Here is a 24,962-nt window from a genome sequence, read left to right on the forward strand (position 1 = left end):
TTCGTTCTGTTGTTTGTCATTCCGGGCGGTTCTTTTTGTACCAGTCGGCGAATGATTGTTTCGGAGGGGCAGGCATTTCGCGTTGTTTGAACCAGGGGTTCATTCCGTTGTTTACAACGGCGGGGAATGTACGCATTACCCAGCGGCCAACGCCTCCGGCGGTTTTATACAGACCAGGTTTAGACAACACGATGTTCATGGCGTGCATGCCGGCGGCTTTTGTTTTTTTAGCGTGTCCTTCCTGTGTGATGACCTGTCTCCATTTATACAATTGCTGATGGATATCGATCTTCACCGGACATACGTTAGAGCAGGAACCGCATAAGGTCGATGCGAACGGCAGGTCAGCATATTCCTTCATGTCCAGATTGGGCGCCAGGATAGCGCCTATCGGGCCGGCAATAGCGTTATGATAGCTATGACCGCCGCTACGGCGATATACAGGACAGGTGTTCATACATGCGCCACAACGGATGCACTTCAGCGAGTTGCGGAAATCTTCGCGTCCCAGCTGACGGCTACGGCCATTGTCGACCAGTACGATGTGCAGTTGCTGTCCCGCTTTCGGAGAACGGAAATGGCTGCTGTATGTAGTGATAGGCTGACCAGTTGCGCTTCTTGCCAGCAGGCGCAGGAACACACCCAGATGTTTTCTTTGCGGGATGATCTTTTCGATACCCATACAGGCGATATGTACATCTGCAAGGTGAGCGCCCATATCGGCGTTGCCTTCGTTTGTGCAGACCACCATCTCCCCTGTTTCCGCCACGGCGAAGTTAACACCGGTAATGGCCACACGGGACTGAATGAATTCTTTTCTGAGATGCTGGCGGGCAGCTGCAGTGAGGAACTTGGGATCTGCATTACCTGCAGGCGTGCCCAGGTGCTCATGGAACAGCTCTCCTATCTCTTCTTTCTTTTTATGGATACAAGGCAATACGATATGACTTGGCGGTTCTTTCGCAAGTTGTACGATACGTTCGCCAAGATCTGTATCGACTACTTCTATCCCGTGTTCAGCGAGGTATGGGTTCAGATGGCACTCTTCGGTAAGCATGGACTTACTCTTCACCATCCTTTTTACGCCTTGCTCCTGCAACAGTTGTAACACTATCTTATTATGCTCGTCAGCGTTGGCCGCCCAATGTACGATAGCCCCATTCTCCTGTGCCTTACGTTCAAATTCCAGCAGATAGTCGTGCAGGTTACCCAGTACGTTATGTTTGATACGGGAAGCCGTTTCTCTCAGTTCTTCCCACTCCGGAATGCTCCAGGCTATTTTATCTCTCTTCTGACGGATCCACCACAGTGTCTCATCGTGCCAGTTCACACGAGGTTCATTGGCATTAAAATCTTCCGCCAGCAGCGCGTGTTCTTTATGTTGATGTTCCATGCCTTCCTAAAGTTAGATTGAATTCAATATTTCCGCGATGTGCAGCACTTTCACATTACTGTTCTGGCGGCGTAAAATGCCTTCCAGGTGCATGAGACAGCTAACGTCATTGCCGGTAATATATTCTGCACCATTATTGACATGATCAGCTATACGGTCTTTACCCATTTTCACGGAGACCGCTTCTTCGAACACGCAGAAAGTCCCGCCGAAACCACAACATTCATCGCTACGTTTCAGTTCTATCAGTTCCAGTCCTTCCACCATATTCAACAGCTGTTGTGGTTTGGAAAACGGAGCGGCCACAAGCTCACTCATCTGGGCGAGGCCTAATCCGCGCTGCCCATGACAAGCCTGGTGTATACCTACTTTATGCGGGAATTTTGCTTTCAGATTATCAACTTTCAGTACATCCGTCAGGAACTCTGCCAGTTCGTATATACGCTGACGGATGTGCGTGGCTGCCTGTTCTTTCCCATCTACATGCAGATGGTCTTTGATGTGCAGCACACAGCTACCCGAAGGTGCTACGATGTAGTCAAAGTTCTCGAAATGGTTTACGAAAAGTTCATTGCAACCGTGGGTCAGGTGTTCAAATCCGGAGTTGGCCATGGGTTGTCCGCAACAGGTTTGTCCCTGGGGATATACCACATCACAACCCAGTTTTTCCAGCAATGATAACGTGGCGATACCTACCTGCGGATAAAACTGGTCTATGTAACAGGGTATGAAGAGTCCTACTTTCATCTTGTTCAAATATAAATCGAGCCGTGGCTATAATGTCTCATCTCTACAAGGTCGGCCGGCAAAGGTTGTGTATTCCAGTGGCGATGAATAGCGAGGGCTGCGCCTATTGCCGTAGCCTGGGCTACAGAGGCGGCGTAGATCTCCATCTGCGGGAAAGCAGCTGCCAGCAGGTGCATGTATACGGTGTTCCTGCTGAACCCACCATCCACGAAAATACGTTTTACCGGTGTACCGTCTATTACCAGCGATGAAGAGAACTGTTGCTGTTCCATGATGTCCATCAGCAAACGGTGATAGGCAATTTCATAGCTGGTAAAGTCGTTCAATGACCTGGTTGCAAAGCGGGAGGCCTGTAACAGGGCCGTACCGGAGGCCGGGCGTTCCTGTTGCGGAGATGCCGCGAGCAACCTGGCAAATATAGCAGGGTCGAAGGCTACTTGCTGGTAGTAATTTACCGGTGTTTGATAATATTCTGCCAGCCTTTTCACCTGCTGCTCATGCTCGTTGCCCGCAAAGAGCCTTGCGGCCTTTACAGGGCGGTTTTCATAGGTCAGATAGCATAGACAGTCAGATGCCAGTTCTTCCGCCGTTAAAGGGCTGTTATTAAACGGATTAAGGGTGATACACCAGGTACCGGTCGATATAAGGGCAAAGGGCTCCGAAAAACTTGCCAGGTAAGGGATCAGGGCAGCGGAGCTATCATGCAGCCCCACGCCGGCAATACAGGTATGCCCGTCAATGGTAGCCGGCAGTGTGTGGTTACCAGGAAAAACAGGCGGCAGTTTATCTGCCAGTCCTTCCTTTAACACCCATTCATGATAACGCTGTTTGGTAAAATCCCAGAGCATCGTATGACAACCAATACTGGTAATATCAGACAATGGCTGGCCCGTAACCAGGAAGCTTATGTATTGCGGTAAATGGAGTGCGTATTTCACCTTCTCATAAACAGCGGGCTGCAACTGCTTTAACCGGTAGAACTGCAGACCGGCGTTAAGGCTGCCCAATGCAGGAGAAGCAGTGTCTCCGCATAACTGATCAGCACCGCCGGCCGCTTCATAAAATGCGGCTTCCATACCGGCGGAGTAAGGTTTCAGATAGTTGTACAAAGGCGCCAGTACCTGGCCCTGTTCATCCAGGTATACCAGGCTGGCGCCATAGGTACTAAAATTAAATGCCACAATACTATAACCGGGCAATTGCAACAGTTCGCGAAGACTGTCTTTCACCCAGTTTGTGAGCAGTTCTATGTTTTCACATGCATCCCCGTCTTCATCCACGGTTTCTTCGAAACAAGCACCTCTTTCCCACACGATGCGGTAGTGCTCGTCTATCAGGAATATCTTCTTGTTGGTCTTACCTATGTCCAGTATTGCAATACAGCGCATGCCGTTGATGATTAGAATTACAATCCCGTTGCTACGGTTTTCAGACCTCTTTCTTTGATCAGTTGTTCTCTTACCTTGAACTGCCTGTAGAAGGATACCGGCTGTAAAACACCTCCTGCCAGCAGGCGTGCCTGGGCAACCAGCGGACGGACGTCAGTGCGGTAAGCGTATTGCAATATTTCCTGTGCGGCCACAGCGTCGTTGTTCTGCTGGGCGGCCTGGAGGGCTTTGGTATCTACCAGTAAAGCCTGCGCATAAGCGATCATGATGGCTTCCACTGACTGTAACAGGTCTTCCAACGGATCTTTTACATTGTGCGAAGCGTCGATCATCCATCCCAGATCATTGGCGTGGTTCATACCACGGGCGTCCATACCTTCCACCAGCTCATTGAAGATGAGGAACAGCTGATAAGGATTGATACTGCCTACTGTCAGATCATCATCACCATATTTGGAATCATTGAAATGGAAACCTGCCAGTTTGCCTTCCATCAACAGCAATGACACGATCTGTTCGATATTGGCATTTGGCAGATGATGGCCCAGGTCCACAAGCGTATATGCCTTTGGCCCGAGTTTATTGGCGAAGAGTAATGACTGGCCCCAGTCGCCGATAGTCGTAGAATAGAAATTCGGCTCATAAGCCTTGTATTCTATGTACAGTTTCCAGGCATCCGGCAGTGCGGCATATACTTCCTGGAGACTGTCCAGCGTGCGTTTAAAAGCACCTCTGAAATTCAGCTGTCCGGGGAAGCAGGAACCATCTGCCAGCCACAGGCTCAGTGCATTGGAACCAAGTTCCACTCCGTATTTTATTACTTCAATGTTATGTTCTACCGCCAGTTTCCTGACGCCTTTATCAGTATGATGCAGGGAACCGAATTTGTAACTCAGTTCCTGGCCAGGCTGGTCCTGGAAGGTATTAGAGTTCACGGCATCAAAGCGGATATCATGTTGTGCTGCCAGTGCTTTTATGCTGGCTGCATTTTCAGGAATATCCCAGGGGATGTGCAGGGAAATGGCACCACTGCTCCTGTTCAATGCGTGCAGCAAACCGATATCGGTGATCTTTTCTTCCAGGTTACGAGGCTCCCCTCCTCCTGAGAAACGGCCGAAACGGGTACCACCGGTTCCCAGCGCCCAGCTGGGGATAGCTACCTGGAAGTCCTGCAATTTCTGAAGGACCTCATCTACATGCTGGATATTTCCGGCGATATATTCGAAGCTGCGCTCGTGCGCCTGCCTGTGGGAATCGTTGAATTCAGCTATCTGAAATTTCTCAATATTCATAACGGGAGTTTGGGTCTTTGGTAAATTAGGAAAAGTTTTTCGTTAACAGACATTATCAACACATGCCGGCCTGGCTTTCGCCCGGAGCATGTGTTGACTCAATGTACTGGTATTTAACTGATGAAAGGCCTTGTTTATCTTACAAAAGCAGCTGCAACACCACCATCCACGTTGATCACGTTACCGGTGGATTTGTTAAGCAGTCCTCCGGTGATAACGAAACATGCATTTGCAATGTCTTCCGGCAGGATCACCTGGTTCAGCAAGGTACGTTTGGCGTAATATCCGGGCAGTTCTTCTACCGTAACACCGTACGCTTTCGCACGGCCTGCCGCCCAGTCACCTTCCCAGATCTTGCTGTCGGCAATCACCGCATCAGGATTTACGACATTGACACGGATACCATCCTTGCCCAGTTCTGCTGCATTCAACCTGCTCAGATGGAGCTGTGCCGCCTTGGCGGAACCATAACCGGCGTTGTTAGGGCCACTCATCAGCGCATTCTTACTAACGATATTGATGACATCACCACCGAGGTCCTGCTTGCGCATCACTTCGACGCCCTGTTGGGTAACGAGGAACTGGCCTTTTACCAGTACATCGTACAGCAGGTCCCAGTCTTTTTCTGTATGTGCTTCCAATGGTTTGGAAATAGAAAGACCTGCACAGTTCACCACCAGGTCCACACCTCCGAAAGCCAGGCTGGCTACGTCGTATGCAGCCTTTATATCACTGCCTTTTGTTACATCGAGGATAGCAGTTGCAAAAACGTCCTTGCCATATTGTTTGGAGAATTCTTCTCTCGCGGCCTGCAGACGGCCTTCGTCGTTATCGTTGATCACCACGCAAGCGCCTTCGTCTGCAAATTTCTTAGCAACAGCTTTACCGATACCACCGGCGCTACCTGTGATCAGGGCAATACGGCCTGACAATGCTTTTGGTTTAGGCATACGTTGCAATTTCGCTTCTTCCAGCAACCAATATTCTATGTCAAATGCTTCCTGGCGCGGTAATGCGGTATATTCAGAAATAGCTTCCGCACCTTTCATTACATTGATCGCATTCGTATAAAACTCTGCAGCCACTCTTGCGGTCTGTTTGTCTTTCGAGAATGTGAACATGCCAACACCAGGATACAGGATCACAACCGGGTTAGGATCACGTAAAGCAGGGCTGTTCGGATGACGACAGGTGTTGTAATAATCAGTGTACATCTGCCTGTAAGCAGCAAATAAAGGCTCCAGTTGTTGCTTTACTGCTGCTGCATCATCCAGTGAAGCCTGGGGATCGAGCGGCAACACCAACGGGCTGATCTTCGTACGCAGGAAGTGGTCCGGACAACTGGTACCCAATGGCGCCAGCCTGTCAAGATCATTGGAGTTGATGAACTCCAATACACGCGGATCATCTGTAAAGTGACCTACCATACGGGTGTGAGCTGAACACAGGCCACGTAAAACAGGCGCCAGCGCTGCAGCCTGTTTCTTACGTACTTCAGCGGGTGGGGAAGTAATACGGCTACCGCCGAATACAGGTCCTTTCTTGCCATAATGCTCTTCGAGGTATGCAGCACAACGCTCGATCACTTCCAGCGTGTTCACATAGCTTTCGTAAGCGGTATCACCCCAGGTGAACAGACCGTGAGAGCCCAGCATAATACCTCTGATGCCTGGATTTTCGCGCAGACATTGTCTTAATTGTAAACCCAGGTCAAAACCGGGGCGCTGCCAGGGCACCCAGCCTATTGTACCACCAAAGAGCTCCTGTGTGATACGTTTACCATCCTTCGCTGCTGCAATAGCAATGGCCGCATCAGGATGCAGGTGGTCTATATGTTTGAACGGCAGAAAACCGTGCAGCGGCGTATCGATGGAAGGAGCTTTGGAACTGAGATCGAAGATACAGTGATTGAAAAGCTCTACCATTTCGTCTTCCTGATCAATACCTTTGTAGATATTCTCCAGGCTATGCAGCCGCTCCACATACAAAGCTGCCAGACCACTACGTTTCAAGGTACCCAGATCGCCACCGGAACCTTTTACCCACATTACTTCCGTTTGTTTGCCCGTCAGCGGATCTGTAGACATCACTTTGCAGGAAGTATTGCCACCACCATAGTTTGTGAGGCGGAGATCAGCACCCAGCAGATTAGAACGGTAGATCAGTAATGCTACTTCGTCTCCTGCCAGTGCAGCGGCTTTCTGCTCATCCCAGAGATAACTTACGTGTTTGAAATTTGTTAAGGAAGAAACCGACATATGTTGTTTTTTATATTTTTTAGATTGGTTTATGATAGTTAAAAGTCTACGAACACTTGCCCCATGCCGGGTGTAGTTCCTGCCTTCAGATCATGTTTATGAACATCACAATGAATTGCCGTAGCCTACGAGCATCACAGATGCCATGATCGTTGCAACGCCCAGTATGATCGTTCCAAAGGTCTTTGCGCTTACGCCTTTCCATTCACGCAGTGTAATACCCCACAGGCTGGAGATCATAATGATAAACGCCATGTGCAGGATCCAGGAACTTGCGCCGTTACCGAGTTTACTTTCACCCATGCCGTAGAAGAAGAACTGGAAGAACCAGGTGGTACCGGCAAGTGCTGCAAAGAAGTAATTGCCAGCCAGCGGCGTTTGCTTGTTGACATAATCACCAAAGGTCTTATTGCGGAAATTCAGCAACAGGCACCAGAACAGGTTAGTAGTAAGACCTCCCCACAGCAGCACAACGAATATCACGTTGTTCTGGAATAAGGGGTTGCTGCCTTGTTCAATAGCGATAGCCGCCATTGGTTTACCCGCCTCTATACCGAAATTGAAACAGGCGCTCAGGATGCCTGAAACAGTTGCTACGATCAGTCCTTTTTTCAGATCGAACTCCTGAATACTTTCCTTTTTCTGATCTTCGGATAATTCACGTTCCTTCATCACTCCTGCGGCACCGCAAATAGCGATACCTGCAAGGCAGACCAGTACGCCACCGAGCACCATCAAACCGCCCGGGCTTTTTAACATTGCTGAAAATGTGTTTGCACTATCGGAGGAGAAGAGGTCCCTGTATATTGGTGGAATGAGGGAACCGAAAGCAGAGGTATATCCCAGCGCTACGGACATACCGAGCGACATGCCCAGGTAGCGCATAGCCAGGCCGAACGTGAGACCGCCGATGCCCCATAATACGCCCATAAAATAGGTCCAGAAGAGTGTAGAACTGTCTGTTCTGCTAATGATGCTCAGGAAGTCAGGTACAGTGATCCAGGCTGCCAGAAAGGGTACAATTAACCAGGAGAAAAAGCCACCCACTATCCAATAACTTTCCCAGGCCCAACTCTTTACTTTCTTGAAAGGGATATAAAAACTGCCGGACGCGAAGCCTCCGATAAAATGAAAAAATACGCCTAAAATAGCTTGCATAATAGTGGAATTGTTTTTTTTAATCGCGGAACCTTTCAAATTTAAATAAAGGCAGCGGGGCAACTGTCCTACACATTCCTATTAGGGCTAAATTAACCGGGGGCATTGGCATAAAATGACTAAAGGCCGCCCACTTGCGCGGACAGCCCTTATTCTCTCTGCATAAATTTCTTAATATCAGTAAGTTACTTTTACATCAGCAACTATATAATCACCAGTTATTGCTGTTACTTTGATAATACCCTTCTTTCCAAAACCATTCTGGAAGAACACTACCAATGGCATATCGGCTGAAGCAAAAGTCTCATCATCAGTAGTGATGGTCAGTTGTCTCAGTGTGGATGCATGTGTAATAGTATCAAAGGAATTGACATTGAAAGTATCCGAAGGCACCAGGTTACGCACAAGCGTGGTCAGTGAGCCAGGAATGTTCAGATCGAACGTTTCATCGTTCGGGCTGGTAAAGAACATAGAGAAGGAGCCAAAATTATTGAAAGCCAGATCTATGTATTTTCCAAGTGTATCAGGAATATCATTATCCAGGTAAACGTTTCCTTTAAAAGAGGAGAAAACGCGGCCATAACTTTCACTTGCAGGTGTCAAGGCAAACTTCAGATCTGTGAATGTAACAACGCTGTCTTTATTTCCGGATCCGGATCCAGGCAGACCAGTAGTGTCACCGGGATTTTGTGTTCCACCGCCAACACCTGCTTCTTTGGTACAGGCAGCGACAACCAGTGCTATGACTGCTATCAGCAGGAAGTATTTTCTCATAGGATAGGATCAGTTATTTCCAGCAAAAATATGAAAAAATATAATCAAGTGTATGCCGGTAAAATAACTGTGAAGGCAGCACCTTGTTTTTCTTCTGATTCTGCGTAGATAACACCATGATGAGCAGTCACTATTTTCTGACATAAGGCCAGTCCGATACCGCTTCCCTCATATTCTCCCCTTCCGTGCAGGCGCTGAAAGATCACAAAGATCTTGCGTGCGTACGTTGGGTCGAAACCGATACCATTATCCTGTACTTTGATCTCGCAATAGGTAGTACCGTTCTGTAACTGCGGATTAGCCCCGACTTCTTCCGGCTCCATCATACGGGAAGTTATCCTGATAACAGGGGCTACGTCTGCTTTGCTGAATTTCAGTGCGTTACTTAAGAGGTTCTGGAAAAGCTGTGTCATATGCAGGGGGATACCCTTTATGCAACAAAGTGAGTCGTAATTAATTGTGGCGTTCTTTTGCTGAATGAGCACTTCCAGGTCGGTCAGTACCTGTTCCATGACCTGAACGAGGTCTATCCTTTCAAACAGGTGATCCTGGCGGGACACTCTTGAAAAGGCTAGCAGGTCCTGTATCAGGGTGGTCATACGGGTTGCGGCATTTCGGATGATGCCGAGATTACGTACGCCCGTCTCGTTCAGCTCATTTGCATATTTATCCTGCATCAGTGCTGAGAACATATTGATCTTGCGAAGCGGTTCCTGGAGGTCATGACTGGCCACGTAAGCGAACTGTTCGAGGTTCTGGTTCACGATGTTAAGATCAATATTCGCCTTTTTCAGTTCATCTGTCCTGAGTTCCACGAGGCGTTCCAGTTCCTGCTCATTATCGATCATCCGTTGCCTTAACGCCTTTTCTTCACGCAGGTCGCGGGCAATGCTCGCCCTTCCCTGGGAGACGCCTGTAAGCGGATCGTATACCAGCATGGTTGTGCCGAATACGGGGATGGCCTCTCCTGTTTTGAAGTGCCGGTATTGTATTTCGCCGGACCATTGTCCGCGGTTGAAGAGTTCTACATTTATCTCATTTTTCAGCCGGTCTATTTCCCCTGGCATAAGGTATTCACTGTTATGCCTCCGGGCGTCCATCAGGCTATCAAGGCCCAGTAATTTTTGTCCGGCGGCATTGACGTAGGATACATTTCCGGCTTCATCAGATAAGCTGACGAAGTCCCGGCTGTTTTCCAGCAGGGCCAGTAGTTTCTGTTGTTCTTTTTTTGCTTCCAGCTCGGGCCTTAGATCGCGCAGCGCTGCGCCATGGCCGATGAAGCTATTATTCCTGGGATCTTTGATGATGGAGAAATCGGCATGAAAAGGGATGATCTCTTTTGAATCATAGTGCCGCAGATAGACGGTACCTGTCCATTTGTGTCCTGTTCTTAACTGTGGTAGTACTTCTTTGGCAATGAAATCGTGGTAATCGGGATTATACAGATCGACCTCTCCCAACAATGTTATATCCAGGTCCTGTGGGATCCCTAACAATTTCCGTCCTGAAGAATTCATATAAAAAATGCGCCCTTCATAATCTGCCGCCGCTATAAAATCTGAGCTGCTCTCCACCAGGGAGAACAGCATTACTTTCTTTTCCCTGCTCTTTGATTGTCGGCTCACGTCCTGTATAGTACCGGCAAAGCGGTATGCCACTCCTGCTTCATTAAAGTAAGCCTGACCAATACATCTGAGCCAGCGCAGCCTGTTATCGGCGGCGGTTACACGGAACTCAAAATCGTAACGCCCGCCGTTCTCATTTGCGAGGGCGCGTTCCATTGCCGTAGCTACCATTGGTTTGTCTTCCGGGTGAGCGTATGTCAGTAAACTTTCGTAAGACATGACGTCACCTTCGGGAAAGCCATACAGCTCCCTGCAGCGGTCATCGTATACAATACACCGGTTGATGGGATCCATATCCCAGGTACCCAATCCTGCGGAGCGTAATGCAAAGCGCATCCATTCCTGATCATCTTCTCTATAGCGTTCTACCGGTCTGGCCTCGTTATTATGCTTTTGTTCCATTGTAGTAATACAGACGAATTTAGTTGTCCCTTTTCTCGAAAGAAGGCAATAATCACAATATCTGCAATACTACGTAAATGTCAATCAATTGCGAGGTTCCAGCTGAAAGATTTCTGCGAGCAGTTCATATGAGCGGAAGCGGTCTTCTATCTTTTCGGTGATGGTGGCAGCTACGATCTCGTCTACTCCATAATCGTCCGCCATTTTCAGCAAACGTTGTTTCACCTGTTCGGGCGTACCTGCAACGATACGGCCCCTGTTGGCCATCACGCGCTGCCACTCCTGATCTGAGTACTCATAATCGCGTACTTCTTCCCAGGAAGGAGTTTCGTCATACCTGCCTTTCTCAAAACTTAACAGGCGATAATCCATCACAGCTTGTAGTTCATCTGCCTTCTCCTGGGTGTCGGCGCAGAAAAGGAAGATCCCTACACTGGCAGCAGGTTCTTTCAGGAATTGTGAAGGTTTGAATTTTTCACGATAGGTCCTGACTGCCTGCGGGCCGCCAATTGGATATATAAAATGTGCGAATGATAATGCCCAGCCCTGTCTTGCCGCCAGCAGCCCACTTTCGCCGCTGGACGTCAGCATCCAGAGCTCGGGGACCGTATCTATCCGTGGGATGGCTTTTACTTTCTCATGTACCGTACCGGTTTCGGAGGAATCAGTTAAATAACCTTCCAGATCATGGACCTGCTGCACGAAATCTCTGGGCTCAAAATTATTGGAGGGGTTCAGTATATGACTTGTCAGCCTGTCGCCACCCGGTGCACGGCCTATGCCCAGGTCAATACGTCCTGGATTGAGTGCTTCGAGCAAGCGGAAGTTCTCCGCCACTTTCAGGGTACTGTGGTTCGGTAACATGACGCCACCTGAACCCAGGCGGATATGTTTCGTAACAGCTGCCAGCCGGGAGATCAATACTTCCGGGGCTGCGCCTGCCAGTGTACGGCTATTATGATGTTCTGACACCCAGTAACGGGTAAAGCCGAGCCGGTCGGCCAGCTGCGCCAGCTTAATACTTTCTTCCAGTGCTTCTACGGCGTTGCTGCCTTTGCGAATAGGGGTCTGATCCAGTACGCTGATCTTTAATTTCCTGTCGGCCATTGGCTGTGCTTTTTAGAATGTTCATTCCAAAATTACAAAAGAAATGGGAAATAATGTTAGCCAGGGGGAAAATGCATTGATATTATTCGATGGACGGTATGGGGATGATGGTGGCCGGGGGATGATAATTAATTGCCGTTGGGATTTCCGTGGTATCCCGGTTCGTGTTCCGTTTGCATTCCGGTGGCGTTTCCGTTCCGGTCCCCGGGGTTGCCCCCCCGGGCGCACAACAGGGGACCCCTACCGGGGTCCTATTGTGTTTTGTTAATTGTGTTTTGCTAATTATGTTTTGTTGGATAATGCCCAGTGTTACTCCATTGTGCGGCGGTAATAGGCCTGTACAGCCCTGATCTCTGCCCAGGTGGCTGTTTCTCCTAATCTGGCCTTGATGGGCGCAGACGCCGTAGCGCCCAGTTCTTTTACGAGCGGTAATATGAGGGCGATCTTTTTGTCGTCCATGAAGCGGTTGAGCTGGAGCTCATCGTTGGCTACGCAGTCTGCGAGATGGCTTTCCACGGTGCTCATGGCAAGGTCACGCTCGGCAGAGATTTCTTGGAGCGTTTTACCGGACAGGAAGAGTTCGAGCGTACCTCGTCTGCTGCCGCCAGCTTCCCGGGGCTTCTTTGCCGGCTTTTCCTTTGTGGCTTTCGTGCCCTTCGTTTCTTTAGTATCCTTTGTGTCGTTGCTTTCTTTAGCCTCCTTCGCTTTTTCTGCCGGAGGCCTGCGCAACGATTCATAGTCCGGCAGCCCTTCATTGAACTTTACATTGCCGTAACTGGCGTCTGCGAAGATCTCTAACCTGCTCCAGAGAAAATGTTCCAGCCCGGACAACTGCAGGACGTACTTCTTTATTTTCGGAATATCCTTTACAATGTCCCTTTCACGGCGCACCGGCTGTATAAAGGATTCATATATTTCATTGGTGAAATAGGCTACGGCCTTGCCGACACGTTCACTCAGCGTAGTCGTATTACCGGATTGCAGCACTTCTTTCAGCAGCGGATCCAGTTGCTGTCTGAACTTCAACCCTACCTCATGTAATGCAGCCGCCCGTTGCTGCAGATTGCGGCTTAATGTTAAGGCACTTTCCATGCCTGTCATCTTTTTATCGCGCAGCCAGGCGGCATGTACCTGCAACTCTGCCAGGATCTTTTCTGCGCTGAATAGCTTCAGCAGCTGCTCTGCCCAGAAGACTAACTTCTCTCCTTCCAGCAGCATTTCCAGTTCTTCCTCTTTGTGAAAGCGGGAGGAGAATGCCAGCACCTGTTCATCCGTACGGATAGCGCCGGGATGGATCCTTGAATGCAGTACCAATCCTTCCAGCGAGGTACAGCGGCTCAATGCTACGTACACCTGTCCGGGAGCAAAGGCATTGCCTGCATCAATGATCGCTTTTTCAAAGGTGAGGCCCTGGCTCTTATGGATGGTAATGGCCCAGGCAAGACGGATAGGATATTGTGTGAAGCTGCCCATTTCCTCCTCGTCCACAGTGCCTTCGGTTTTGTTCCAGGAATAGCGGATATTACGCCAGGTCTCCTTTTCCAGCACCAGCGTCTCTTCACTTTCCGCCAGCGTCACCACAATTTTATCGTCAGGCATGATCTCTTTAACGGTGGCCAGTTTACCATTGAAGTAACGGCGTGGCTCCGCCACATCATTTTTGATGAACATCACCTGTGCACCACGCTTGATGCGTAGGTCCATATCCGTCGGGAGGGCTTTATCACTGAAGTCGCCCTTGATCTCTCCTGTGAATGTATGGATCCCGCCCGGCATAGCCGCCAGGCGCGCATTATTGATCTCGTCTGCACGCCGGTTGTGGGTAGTCAGTACAATGTACTGATCGCCATCGCCTGTAAAATGCGGCAGGTAGCGCTGATTGAGTGTTTCGAGATCATCCCAGTCCAGTGAACTGTTACGTACACCGTTCAGCAGACTGATAAAGGTGGCCTCATTCTGCCGGTAGATCTTATTCAGTTCTATGAACAGCGGCGGGGCCTGTTGCATTACCCGCGCATCAAAGAAGAAGACACTGTCATAAACGTCCTTCAATAACTTCCACTGTTCTTCCGGCATTACAGGCGGAAGCTGGAAAAGGTCTCCGATATATAGCACCTGTACACCTCCGAAAGGTACTAAGGGCTGGCCACGGAAGTGACGGAGAATGGCGTCAATCGCATCTAAAGTATCTGCACGCACCATACTCACTTCATCAATGACGAGCAGCTCCATTTCCTGCAACAGTTGCTTTTTGTCGTGGTTGAAGCGGATATTCCGGAACAGTGCGTGAGCGTCTGTCACGCCGTTATCTACACCAAAAAGGTGTGCGCCTGTTGGCACATAAGGACCAAAAGGCAGTTGGAAAAAAGAGTGCATGGTCACACCGCCCGCGTTAATGGCAGCTACACCTGTAGGCGCTATTACGACGGTATTCTTGGTGGTATGTTGCCGTATATATTTCAGGAAGGTCGTCTTCCCTGTACCGGCTTTCCCGGTCAGGAAAATATGGCGGTTAGTATTATTAATATAGTCTGCCGCCAGATGGAACATCCTATTTGCAGTATCCGGTTGTGGCATCTGTAAATTGTAAGATTTAAAAAAACGAACGGCGAATTTAGGTAAAAACCGGCATTATCTGCTGATCACTACACTCCATTCAGGCCCACTTTTCACATGATGTGTGGTGGCGAAATCGCCCATATTGAGGGCAAACGATACATTCAGCAGACTATTCAGATAAACAAGTTCTTTTCCTTCGGGTACGGCAGAAAAAGTATTGGCAAATGGCATCGTACCGCTATACACCTGTTCAGCGCCTTTATAGATGGTCACTTTCAGGAGATCGCCCGGCTGCACCTTCAATTTGCTGAAGGTTTGCTGATCGATATTCGTCCAGATATTTCCATATTGCACATCCAGCACCGGAATGTTCCCCTTTACAGTGTTACCGGAAAATACAGGCATCTGAAAACCGATACTCACGACTGAATCGGCCAGCTTCGGTCCTACCTGCTGAAAAGTGATCTTACCCGCCGCCAGTTTGCCTGCTGTATAGGCATAAACATCCCTGCCATGAAAAGTATAGGATGCCCCGGAATTCTTTCTGCGGTTCACTGCTTCATCGATCTCCCTGACTTCAGAGATGCCCATCTGCCTGGCTACCAGCGTAAGCGTACCGTTGTCGGGCGTCACGAAGTAATGCCCTGTTTTTGTTTTCAGTACTACTGATTTGCGTTCAGAACCAACACCGGGATCTACTACAGATACAAATACAGTACCCGCCGGCCAGTAAGGTGCGGTTTGCTGCAGCCGGTAAGCTGCTTCCCAGATATTGTAGGCTGGTATCTCATGCGTCAGATCGAACATTTCTATGTCGGGAGACAGGGTGTATACTACGCCTTTCATTTCGGCGACAGCCCCGTCCTTTAATCCGAAGTCCGTCTGAAAGACCAGTGCATGCCGCTGTGCAAAAGCGGAAAAGCACATAAAGATCAAACAATGGAAAAGGAATGTGTGTTTCATTCCTGCAAATTAGCAAATTCCTTTTCAATATCGGCAGAGTATGCTTGTTCAAATTTGTACGGTATTTGGGGTAAATGCTTTTGGGAACAATTTATTATTAAACCACCAATACTTAACACATGACCACCGGTTATCATTTCTACAAAGATTGTATTGACGCTTGTTTACGCTGTGCAGCTGTTTGTAATCATTGTGCTTCTTCCTGTACGCAGGAAAAGGATGTAACGATGATGGCCCGCTGCATCCGGCTGGATATGGAGTGTGCGGCTGCCTGTTATGCGGCTGTACAGTTGATGAGCATGGGAAGCAGTTACGCTGTCCAGCTTTGTTCTGTTTGTGCAGATATCTGTGAAGCCTGCGCCGCCGAATGTGGTAAACATAACAACGAACATTGCCAGGAATGTGCGGAGATCTGTAAACAATGTGCTGAAGCTTGTAGAAAAATGCTTGTATCCTGATGGACATATTAGCCAATATAGAGGAATTTGCCAGACAGGCGCATGGGGATCAGCAAAGGAAGTTTGCAGATGAACCTTATATCATGCATCCCATCAGAGTGATGCAGCTTTGTCAGGATTATACGTCAGATCTTCCGGTACTATCGGCGGCTTTACTACACGATGTACTGGAAGATACTGCCGTTACAAAAGATGATCTTTCTTCCTGGTTATGGGGCGTAATGCCAACAGATGAAGCCTTCAGGACTTTGTCGCTCGTTGTGGAACTGACCGATGTGTACATTAAAAAAGATTATCCGAAGTGGAACAGGCGAAAGCGCAAACAAGCTGAAGCTGAACGGATGAGCAGGACAAGCGCCGCTGCACAAACGATCAAATACGCTGATATTATTGATAACTGCCTGGATATTGCCAATTCATCTTCCGACTTCATGCCCAAGTTCCTGCACGAATGCCGGGTATTGTTAAAGGTGATGGACAGGGGCAACCCCGAACTTCGTGAGAAGGCAACGGCTACTGTCAGCAAATTCCTTCAACAGGTGAAGTAAGGCAAGATCACTCGTATCGTAAAGCTTCTATAGGATCGAGTCGGGAGGCCTTCTGCGCCGGATAATATCCGAAGAAAACACCTGTCAGCGCACATACCATAAAAGACAAAATAATAGAGGATTCCGACACCAGCGTCGGCCAGTTGAGGAAGTAAGTGATCAGCTTTGCAGATGTAACGCCCAGCACCACTCCTATCAATCCTCCGGTAATACTGATCATGATCGCTTCTATGAGGAACTGCATGAGGATGTCAATGCCTCTCGCACCGATGGACATACGCAGCCCTATTTCGCGTGTACGCTCTGTAACAGATACGTACATGATATTCATGATCCCGATCCCGCCGATAACGAGAGAGATGCCGGCAATAGCGGTCAACAGTATGGTAAGCAGATTACTGGTAGAGCTCAATGTGCTGATCAGTTCCGCCATTGTCCTTACCTGGAAATCATCTTCGTCTGCATCGCGCAGCCTGTGAGATTTACGCAGAATGGTAGTGATCTCTTTTGTGGCTGCATCTGTAGCGGCTTCACTTACCGCAGAAACATACAACGTACGGAAGTATATCGTAGCCAGAATACGTTTCTGGACGGTAGTATAAGGCGCCAGGATGACATCATCCTGGTCCTGTCCGAAAGAGCTCTGTCCCTTCGCCGCCAGTACACCGATCACCTGGAAAGGTATGTTATTGAAACGGATGATCTTTCCTACCGGATTCTCTCCGTTCGGGAAAAGGCTGCTTACAACGGTTTGTCCAAGCAAACAGACTTTAGCGGAAGCTCTTACATCTTCATCTGTAAATACCACGCCATCCTGCAAAGTCCACTTGCGGATATCGAGATACGCAGGACTTACGCCCTGTATGCTCGTAGGCCAGTTTAATGCGCCGTTGATGGATTGTCCGCTGGATGTAGCCGCAGGTGAAATAGCGCTGATATTAAGCGCCTGTTTCTGCAAGGCCTTTACATCTTCGATAGTGAGCGTCTGCACACTGGCGCCTCCCAACCTTGCGCCACCGGTCACATTACTGGCGGGCAGAATGGTGATCATGTTAGACCCCATGCTGGAAAGCTGTGACTGGATACTTTCTTTGGAGCCTTGTCCGATTGCCACCATTGCAATAACAGCTGCCACACCGATGATGATGCCCAGCATGGTAAGGAACGCCCTCAGTTTATTACGCTGTAAGGCTTTTAATGCGATCCGTATGAGGTTAAGAATATTCATAATCAATAGTCATCTGCCGGAGGCAGGGCCGCCAGCGCTTCTTTAGCCGAACGTATATTTTCATTGACAGTATCCTTTACCACCTTTCCATCGCGCAGCATCACGGTACGACTGCTGAAGGCTGCGATATCCGGTTCGTGAGTAACGAATACGATCGTCTTGCCTTGTTCCTGGTTCAACTCCTGCATGAGGGCCATGATCTCGTAAGATGTGCGTGTATCGAGGTTACCGGTCGCTTCATCCGCCAGTATCATCACGGGTTCGTTGACCAGTGCACGGGCAATGGCCACACGTTGTTGCTGACCGCCGGATAACTGATTAGGCGTATGTCCAAGCCGCTCGCCCAGCTTCACTGCTTCGAGTGAATGTACTGCCCGTTGCCTGCGTTGTTCATGGCTGATCTCCATGTTATACAGTAAAGGCAGTTCTACATTCTCAAGTGCTGATGTACGTGGCAGCAGATTGTATGCCTGAAATACAAACCCGATCTTCCTGTTACGTAAACGCGCCAGTTCATTGCGGGACTGTTGCCCGATGTTCACGCCATCCAGCAGATAATTGCCTTCTGTGGGTTTATCCAGGCATCCCAGTATATTCAGCAGGGTTGTTTTTCCAGAGCCGCTGCTGCCCATAATGGTCACAAACTCGCCCGCGAATACATCGAAGGAAACACCTTTCAGTGCGCGCACAATTTCCGTTCCCATGCGGAACTCCCTTTTGATGTTCTGTATTTCGAGGATCTTCTTGCTCATCGTCTCCTTCTTTGCGGCATGAAAGGACTGGCTTGTCCGCCACTACCTGCAGCCTTCTTATCAGTTACTTCCTGCATGCCGGTTATTACATCTTCATCGGGTGATAATCCTGACAATACTTCCGCTCTTGTATTATCATTCAGGCCGATCTCCACTTTCTTTTGTAACAACGTATCTCCTCTTTGCACCCATACATAGTTCGTTGCTTCAGCATTCTTCCCTTTATCATGCGTTAAACGTCTTGTGGTATCGCGATCGCCTCCGGTCACGGGCACTGCACGTTTGTGACGTTCGGCTGCCGGAGGAGCAATAGAAATAAGTTTAAACTTCTTCGACAACGCCGAATCAGGTTTAAACATCAGTGCTTTGGAAGGGATTAACAGCGCATGGTCCCTTTCTGCGGTATAGATAGTGACGGTGGCCGTCATACCGGGTTTCAGTTTCATGTCATCATTATTAGCACTGATAATCGTCGTATACGTCACCACGTTAGCTGAAACAGAAGGCCGCAGGCGGATCTCCTGTACCTTTCCCGCAAACTCATCATTCAGGTAAGCATCAACGGTAAATGACACCCGCTGACTGTCCCGCACATTTCCTATATCAGCTTCATCTACACTGGCCTGCACCTGCATTTTGGTAATATCTTTAGCGATCACGAACAAGGTCGGCGTATTGAAGCTGGCAGCAACTGTTTGTCCGACGCTCACACTTCTGTTCAGCACCACTCCATCTATCGGAGAATAAATTTCTGTAAAGAACAGGTTCCTTTCAGCAGTTCTGAGAGAGGCCCGGGCACTCTCCACACTGGCTATAGCGGCCTTATACAGGAAATTCGCATTATCATAATCAGCCCTGCTGATAGCGCCAACTTTATACAGCTGTTCCTGCCGTTTGAACTGGGCTTCCTGGTATACCTGCTGACTTTGTGCATTTGCCACCTGGCCCCTGTTACGGTCTACTTCAGCCTGAAGTAATACCTTATCCAGTTCTGCCAGCAGTTGCCCTTTTTTCACCTCCGAGTTGAAGTCAGCGTAAATGTATTTCAAGATCCCTGATACCTGTGTGCCGACTGCCACGGTATCTACAGGTTGTACTGCACCCGTAGCCGTTACACTGGTGGAGATATGGCCATAAAAAGGCTTCTGCGTGGTGATCACAACGGGATTCTCCTTCTTCCTGAAAAAGAAATACCAGACGGCCGACAGGGCCACCAGCACCAATATTATCGTTATAATCTTCTTCCTGTTCATCCGTTATTTTTTTATGCTATAACTTAACGGGTACGCCCCTGTAGAAATCATATATCCTGACATATAAAGCAGCGCTGTATTTCGCCTGGATGTATGCCTGCATGGCCTGTACATAGAGGTTCTTTTGTTGTAATACTTCAACGGTATTGGCTGCGCCTATTTTCAGCTGTTCATTTGCTATACGGTAACTCTCCTGCGTAAAACGCAGCTGTTCCACGGCCGCATCATATTGCCCCTGTGCGTTCAACACATCGATATACGCCCGTTCTATTGCCTGCGTGAGGTTTAGCCGTGTGTTCTGCAAGGTGAGTTCCGCCTGTTCTACCCCTATCTTTGCTTTCTCTTCATTTACTCTATTCACCCGGCGACTAAAGATCGGGACTGATAAAGTCAACCCTACCTGCTGATAGAAGTTATTGTCTGCCTGCTTTAGAAAAGTATTATTGTCAACGCCAGTATAGTTAGTACCCAAACCCGCTCCTGCAGTCAACGCGGGCAGATAACCCGCCCTTGCTTTCCTTACGTCCAGTTCCGCTACCTGTACGCCCAGCTCACTGCTTTTTACTTCCGGCCTTACTGACAATGCTGTTTTCTGCGCATCCAATAATGGCGTGAGCAAGGCATACCCCATCAGCGTATCCGGCTCCACAATTGCGAAAGACGTTTCTGTAGGAAGTTGTAGTAATTGTTTCAATACCAGCACAAAATTGCGGTGTTGGTTCTGTGCAGTGACAAGTGTGTATTTATCGTTTGCTAACTGGGCCTGCAGTTGTATGAGATCTTTCAGCGCTACTGAGCCTACATCATAAAACTCTTGCTGTTGCTGTACCTGGGCCTGCGATGTAGCGACTACATCCTGTACATATACGATATTCTCTTTAGCCAGCAGAATATTCAGATATGCTTCTGTGATCTGTAGGGTGATATCATTTTCCGCTGCAGCGAGGTCCAGGCCTGCCACCTTCACCAGGAGATCTTTTTGCAGGATATCATTCCTTAGAAAACCTCCGTTATATAAAGTAACGGCAGAATTAACGGAAGTGCTTCCAGATAGGCGGGTGCCTGATCTCAGGTTACCAGTATTATTATCTGTTGCATTACTGTGTGTTAAAGTGGGCGAAACACTTGCTGAGAGATTAGGCAATACGGCCGATCTTGAAAGTACGAGGTCTTGTTCTGTGCTTAGCCGGTTTAGCCGGAAGCTGTTCAGGGTAATATTGTTTGCCTTTGCATAATCGAGACAGGCCTGTAAGTCCCACTTCGCAGGTAATTGCCCGGGCAGGGCGGTACTATCCTGTGCGTATAAAGGAATAATCCTGAAGATGAAGATCAAAAAGAGTATGTATCTGCTGAACATATACTTGCTTTTCCGGAGAACCGGTCCCAGATAAAGACTAAAAAGCGTGCCACAGCGGGCATAGCAGCATTAAAGATGCCTTAAAATCTATTGAAGCCCGGTTAAGCCTGATGGTCAGGCATAATAACAGCAGAATCGTATAAATAGTTGGGTATATGTCTTTTCTACAATAAAAAACGTATGCATTTCGTGCATACGTTTTTAATATTTTCTTAAGGTCTGTTTATTTGTAGGGTATCGTGATCACGTTCAGGGAATTTGCCGCCAGCGAAACGTCGACATTATTCTTTCCTGCCTTCAGTGGTTGTTCGACGGGCTTCACAACACCGGGATTATCCAGCGAATTAAAATCTCCTTTACTCTTTGCTGTCAATACCTGCTGCGTAGCTGCATTACCTGCAGTAACGGCCCCTGTCAATGCGAGTTTATAGTTCGTTGCTTTATCAGTGGTGTTAACGATCTTCAATAGTATCTTCCGGTCCTGCTGATCGATCGTGGCACTGGCATATACTCCCTCCTGCCCTGTTAACGGCAGATTATTCACTGTGACAGGAATGGTGTGTGTGCCTTTATTATTTGCAAAGAGTTGCTGCACGTAATAGTTAGGCGTACCTACTGAACGCAGGTTGTCGAACCAGATCAGGTCAGGCCGCCATTGCCATGCTTCCACGTGCGCTAAGAGCGGTGCATAAGATGACATCTGCACTACATCAGCATTCCTTTCAAGACCTGTCATAAACGCGGCTTCTGCCAATGCACTTTCCCAGGTGTTACGTGTTTCTCCCTGTTCCTTGTCATTTTCTTTCGACACTTTGATATGTGCCGCATATTCGCCGGCAAAGATCTTCGGTCCTTTGCGATCGTATTTGTCGTAACGGTTACTGTTTTTCAGGAACCATTCCGGCGGCATATAATAATGTTCATCTACAAAATCGGCTTTTGACGGCCGCAGCTTTGACCATAAATATTCAAAGCGCTCACCGCTTGAGAAAGGTCCTACGCTTGACACCAGTTTTATCTCCGGATGTTTTGTTTTCAGTTCCTGTTCAAAACGCTGGTACCTGGCTATATACTGACTGTCCCATTGTTCGTTACCAACACCGATCATTTTAAGATCAAAAGGTTTTGGATGTCCCATTTCGGCTCTTAATTTACCCCACTTCGTATCGGTACTGCCATTCGCAAATTCGATGAGGTCTATTGCGTCCTGGATGTATTGAGATACATCATCATCTGCAGCCACCTCGCCGGTATTGAACTGGCAGGCCATGCCGCAGTTGAGTATGGGCAATGGTGCTGCACCTATATCTTCCGACAACTGAAAATATTCATAGAAGCCGAGACCATAACTCTGAAAGTAATCGCCCGGCGCACGGTGTGCAAATTCTGTATTCCAACGGTTAACGATGAGTGTGCGGTCCTCTATTTTCCCTACTGTCTTTTTCCATTGATAACGGTTAGCCAGGTCCCGGCCTTCCACGATACATCCGCCAGGGAAACGAACGAACCCTGGATGGAGATCTGCGAGTAACTGTACCAGATCTTTCCGGAGACCGCCGGGACGCTGTTTCCAGGTATCTTCCGGGAATAAGGATACCATATCAATATCCAGGCTGCCATTACCGGAGAACAGCAACTTTAATCCTCCTTTGGCAACTGTACGGGAAGCGGTCACAGAGGCCGCATATTGCTTCCATTCCTTCCCGGCTGGTGCGATATTCGCCTCTCCGATATTCGCCCCGTTTTCGTCCACTAAAATGAGTTTTCCGGTGGGATTGCCTTCCGTAGTCCTGGCCCGGAAGGAAAAATTGTAGCGTCCGTCCTTTTTGAAGCCCATTCCCCTGAACCCTTCATTGAACAAACCGTAGGAGCTGTCGCCGGCCAGCACTGTTAAGTGTGCGAACCTCGGATTAGCGGGATTCTCATTACCTCTGTTAACGATCAGGATATTGCCTGCCCCTTTTTTGCCGGCCTCCTTCCAGCCCATCAGTGGCTGTGAAAACTCGAAGGACCGGTTCTTTACGAGCTCTGCGTAGATACCTCCATCAGCTGAGAAGTTAATGTCTTCAAAGAAGATCCCCCACATGGTGGGCTGTACGGCTGCCTGTGGTTTGTTCACGCTTAATGTGATGGTTTGCGCAAAAGATGTGCTGCCTGACAGCGACAGCAATCCTGCCGCTATAAGATTAAGAATTGTTTTCATAAAGGGAATTGTTACAACAATATACATCCAAAAATCAATATCCCAAACATTTACAACTACTTTTTGTGTTAGAATGACATTTAATTAGACAGATACCTGAAATGGACAAAAGAACACCTATGTATATACATGTGATGGTAGAAAACTGTGAAAGCGTGTACCCGGAATTGTTACTACCTGTCTACAAAGTGGCTTTGTTCCCTTCTTACTTTTTCCAGTAAGATCCGGGCAGATCATCAAAACTACTCAAATAAGAAAAAGTTCATAATGTTATGTAAATCAATAAATTAAAAAGAATTAAAATCGTTTTAACATTTCCTTAGAGTATTCTCGCAAGATTTTGGTTGAAATGGTACTCAACCATCTTTTATTGATCTTTTATTTTTTAACCAGTTAAATTGAAAAACCATGAAAAAGCAATTATTGAGATTTGGCCTCATGGCTGGCCTGGGAGCATTCGTATTGACTCAGACTAACGCAGTAAATGCAATGACGACAAATGCGGACACCGCAAACATTGCATTGGATACTGCCAGCTTTGTAAGAGATACGGCAAACTTTGCACCAGACACGGCTAACTTTGCAATGGACACAGCTAACTTCTCACTGGACACGGCTAACTTCAAAGCAGACACGGCTAATTTCTCACTGGACACAGCCAACTTCGTAAGAGACACTGCTAACTTTAAGTTAGATACAGCTGCCTTCGTAAGTGATACGGCTGCCTTCGGCAAAGACACTGCCAGCTTCCATTTCGCAAAAGACACTGCGTTTTTCAAAGACACCGCCAGCTTTGCTTTCAAAGCAGATACTGCAGCGGCGTTTAAATCTGCAGATACAGCGACCATGAAGGCTGACACAGCGACTGCCAGGGACACAGCCAGTTTCGCAGCGAAACTGGATACTGCAACCGCTACAGCTGATACAGCTGCAACAAAACGCGACACAGCAGTGGTTAAAGACACTACTGTAAAAAGCCCGGCTGATACTTCCAAAGCGAAGAAGCCATCTAAGCGGTAGAAAAGTGAACAACAACGTTATTACAGGTCGAAAAAATCAAAGGGGCCGCCTCATGTATGAGGCGGCTTTTTTTGCTCATTAAATTCCCATCATACAAGGTTTATACAAGGCTTAACTTACGTTCATCCTACGTCTTTGAACGTAAGATGAACGTAAGTTAAGCCTTGTATGACCCTTGTATAATGGGTATCAAAACCAGAAAGAAAGCTCGGACGATAAAAAATATCGAAACCCTCACCAGCAATGCAACTTTAAAATTTGATCCCCACATTTCTGCGTCCTGTATACACGTTTCTGCGTCCTGCATACATGATTTTGCGTCCTGCATACATCGTCCAAAACCGCTTTAGAATCTTCCCTAATATTGCATAATAAATCGAGGAAACGTACCAGCAACCGGGGCTTGGGCGTTTCCAAGACAGTTCTTTGACTTATTGATCTATACATAAAAAAAGCCGTCTCATTTTCCATGAGACG

19 protein-coding genes are annotated in these 24,962 nt (G+C 48.1%); 3 read left to right on the plus strand and 16 right to left on the minus strand.

What is annotated here, in order from left to right; genetic code table 11:
• Positions 1-16 precede the first annotated feature (16 nt).
• The 11 genes from C7475_RS05500 to C7475_RS05550 all read right to left on the minus strand — a co-directional run bounded on the left by C7475_RS05500 (position 17) and on the right by C7475_RS05550 (position 15,666).
• Complete coding sequence (locus C7475_RS05500; RefSeq protein WP_110051980.1) at positions 17-1,393, minus strand: lactate utilization protein B; 1,377 nt, start codon at positions 1,391-1,393, stop codon at positions 17-19.
• Positions 1,394-1,405: 12 nt separating this feature from the next.
• A complete protein-coding gene (locus C7475_RS05505) occupies positions 1,406-2,140 on the minus strand; it encodes a (Fe-S)-binding protein (protein WP_110051982.1) in 735 nt (244 codons plus the stop codon).
• Positions 2,141-2,145: 5 nt separating this feature from the next.
• Complete coding sequence (locus C7475_RS05510; protein WP_110051985.1) at positions 2,146-3,528, minus strand: FGGY-family carbohydrate kinase; 1,383 nt, start codon at positions 3,526-3,528, stop codon at positions 2,146-2,148.
• Between the two features lie 17 nt (positions 3,529-3,545).
• Positions 3,546-4,820, minus strand: coding sequence for a sugar isomerase (locus C7475_RS05515; RefSeq protein ID WP_110051987.1), 1,275 nt, complete (start codon positions 4,818-4,820; stop codon positions 3,546-3,548).
• A gap of 134 nt (positions 4,821-4,954) precedes the next feature.
• A complete protein-coding gene (locus tag C7475_RS05520; protein WP_110051989.1) occupies positions 4,955-7,078 on the minus strand; it encodes a bifunctional aldolase/short-chain dehydrogenase in 2,124 nt (707 codons plus the stop codon).
• 105 nt (positions 7,079-7,183) lie between these two features.
• Positions 7,184-8,236 carry an L-rhamnose/proton symporter RhaT gene (gene rhaT / locus C7475_RS05525; RefSeq protein ID WP_110051992.1) on the minus strand — a complete coding sequence of 351 codons (1,053 nt, stop codon included), beginning with the start codon at positions 8,234-8,236 and terminating at the stop codon, positions 7,184-7,186.
• A gap of 177 nt (positions 8,237-8,413) precedes the next feature.
• Positions 8,414-9,010 (minus strand): hypothetical protein, encoded by a 597-nt coding sequence (locus C7475_RS05530; protein WP_110051995.1) that lies wholly within the window; start codon positions 9,008-9,010, stop codon positions 8,414-8,416.
• Between the two features lie 44 nt (positions 9,011-9,054).
• On the minus strand, positions 9,055-11,037 hold the full coding sequence (locus tag C7475_RS05535; RefSeq protein WP_110051998.1) for a PAS domain-containing protein: 1,983 nt from the start codon (positions 11,035-11,037) through the stop codon (positions 9,055-9,057).
• Positions 11,038-11,121: 84 nt separating this feature from the next.
• Entirely contained in the window at positions 11,122-12,144 is a 1,023-nt protein-coding gene (locus C7475_RS05540) for an LLM class flavin-dependent oxidoreductase (protein WP_110052000.1), read from the minus strand.
• Positions 12,145-12,453: 309 nt separating this feature from the next.
• Complete coding sequence (locus C7475_RS05545) at positions 12,454-14,721, minus strand: helix-turn-helix domain-containing protein (protein WP_110052002.1); 2,268 nt, start codon at positions 14,719-14,721, stop codon at positions 12,454-12,456.
• 54 nt (positions 14,722-14,775) lie between these two features.
• Complete coding sequence (locus C7475_RS05550) at positions 14,776-15,666, minus strand: S-adenosyl-l-methionine hydroxide adenosyltransferase family protein (RefSeq protein WP_110052005.1); 891 nt, start codon at positions 15,664-15,666, stop codon at positions 14,776-14,778.
• A gap of 119 nt (positions 15,667-15,785) precedes the next feature.
• Here C7475_RS05550 and C7475_RS05555 point away from each other — a divergent pair, with 119 nt between their 5' ends.
• Together C7475_RS05555 and C7475_RS05560 are read left to right on the plus strand one after the other, a co-directional pair.
• Positions 15,786-16,124 carry a four-helix bundle copper-binding protein gene (locus C7475_RS05555; RefSeq protein ID WP_110052007.1) on the plus strand — a complete coding sequence of 113 codons (339 nt, stop codon included), beginning with the start codon at positions 15,786-15,788 and terminating at the stop codon, positions 16,122-16,124.
• Positions 16,124-16,672 carry an HD domain-containing protein gene (locus C7475_RS05560; RefSeq protein ID WP_110052010.1) on the plus strand — a complete coding sequence of 183 codons (549 nt, stop codon included), beginning with the start codon at positions 16,124-16,126 and terminating at the stop codon, positions 16,670-16,672. The genes C7475_RS05555 and C7475_RS05560 overlap by 1 nt, the downstream gene beginning before the upstream one ends.
• 7 nt (positions 16,673-16,679) lie before the next feature.
• Here C7475_RS05560 and C7475_RS05565 read toward each other — a convergent pair whose 3' ends face one another.
• From C7475_RS05565 to C7475_RS05585, 5 genes are all read right to left on the minus strand, one after another.
• Complete coding sequence (locus C7475_RS05565; RefSeq protein ID WP_110052012.1) at positions 16,680-17,900, minus strand: ABC transporter permease; 1,221 nt, start codon at positions 17,898-17,900, stop codon at positions 16,680-16,682.
• 2 nt (positions 17,901-17,902) lie between these two features.
• Positions 17,903-18,652, minus strand: coding sequence for an ABC transporter ATP-binding protein (locus C7475_RS05570; RefSeq protein ID WP_110052015.1), 750 nt, complete (start codon positions 18,650-18,652; stop codon positions 17,903-17,905).
• Positions 18,649-19,905 carry an efflux RND transporter periplasmic adaptor subunit gene (locus C7475_RS05575; protein WP_110052017.1) on the minus strand — a complete coding sequence of 419 codons (1,257 nt, stop codon included), beginning with the start codon at positions 19,903-19,905 and terminating at the stop codon, positions 18,649-18,651. The genes C7475_RS05570 and C7475_RS05575 overlap by 4 nt, the downstream gene beginning before the upstream one ends.
• Before the next feature lie 16 nt (positions 19,906-19,921).
• Positions 19,922-21,262 (minus strand): TolC family protein, encoded by a 1,341-nt coding sequence (locus C7475_RS05580; protein WP_110052020.1) that lies wholly within the window; start codon positions 21,260-21,262, stop codon positions 19,922-19,924.
• A gap of 223 nt (positions 21,263-21,485) precedes the next feature.
• Positions 21,486-23,465: an alpha-L-arabinofuranosidase C-terminal domain-containing protein gene (locus C7475_RS05585; RefSeq protein WP_110052825.1), complete on the minus strand. Its 1,980-nt coding sequence runs from the start codon at positions 23,463-23,465 to the stop codon at positions 21,486-21,488.
• Between the two features lie 408 nt (positions 23,466-23,873).
• On the opposite strand from C7475_RS05585, the gene C7475_RS05590 reads away from it, so the two are divergent.
• Entirely contained in the window at positions 23,874-24,485 is a 612-nt protein-coding gene (locus C7475_RS05590; protein ID WP_110052023.1) for a hypothetical protein, read from the plus strand.
• Positions 24,486-24,962: the final 477 nt, after the last annotated feature.

The sequence above is a fragment of the Chitinophaga sp. S165 genome (genome assembly GCF_003182155.1).
In the GTDB taxonomy this organism is placed as follows: domain Bacteria; phylum Bacteroidota; class Bacteroidia; order Chitinophagales; family Chitinophagaceae; genus Chitinophaga.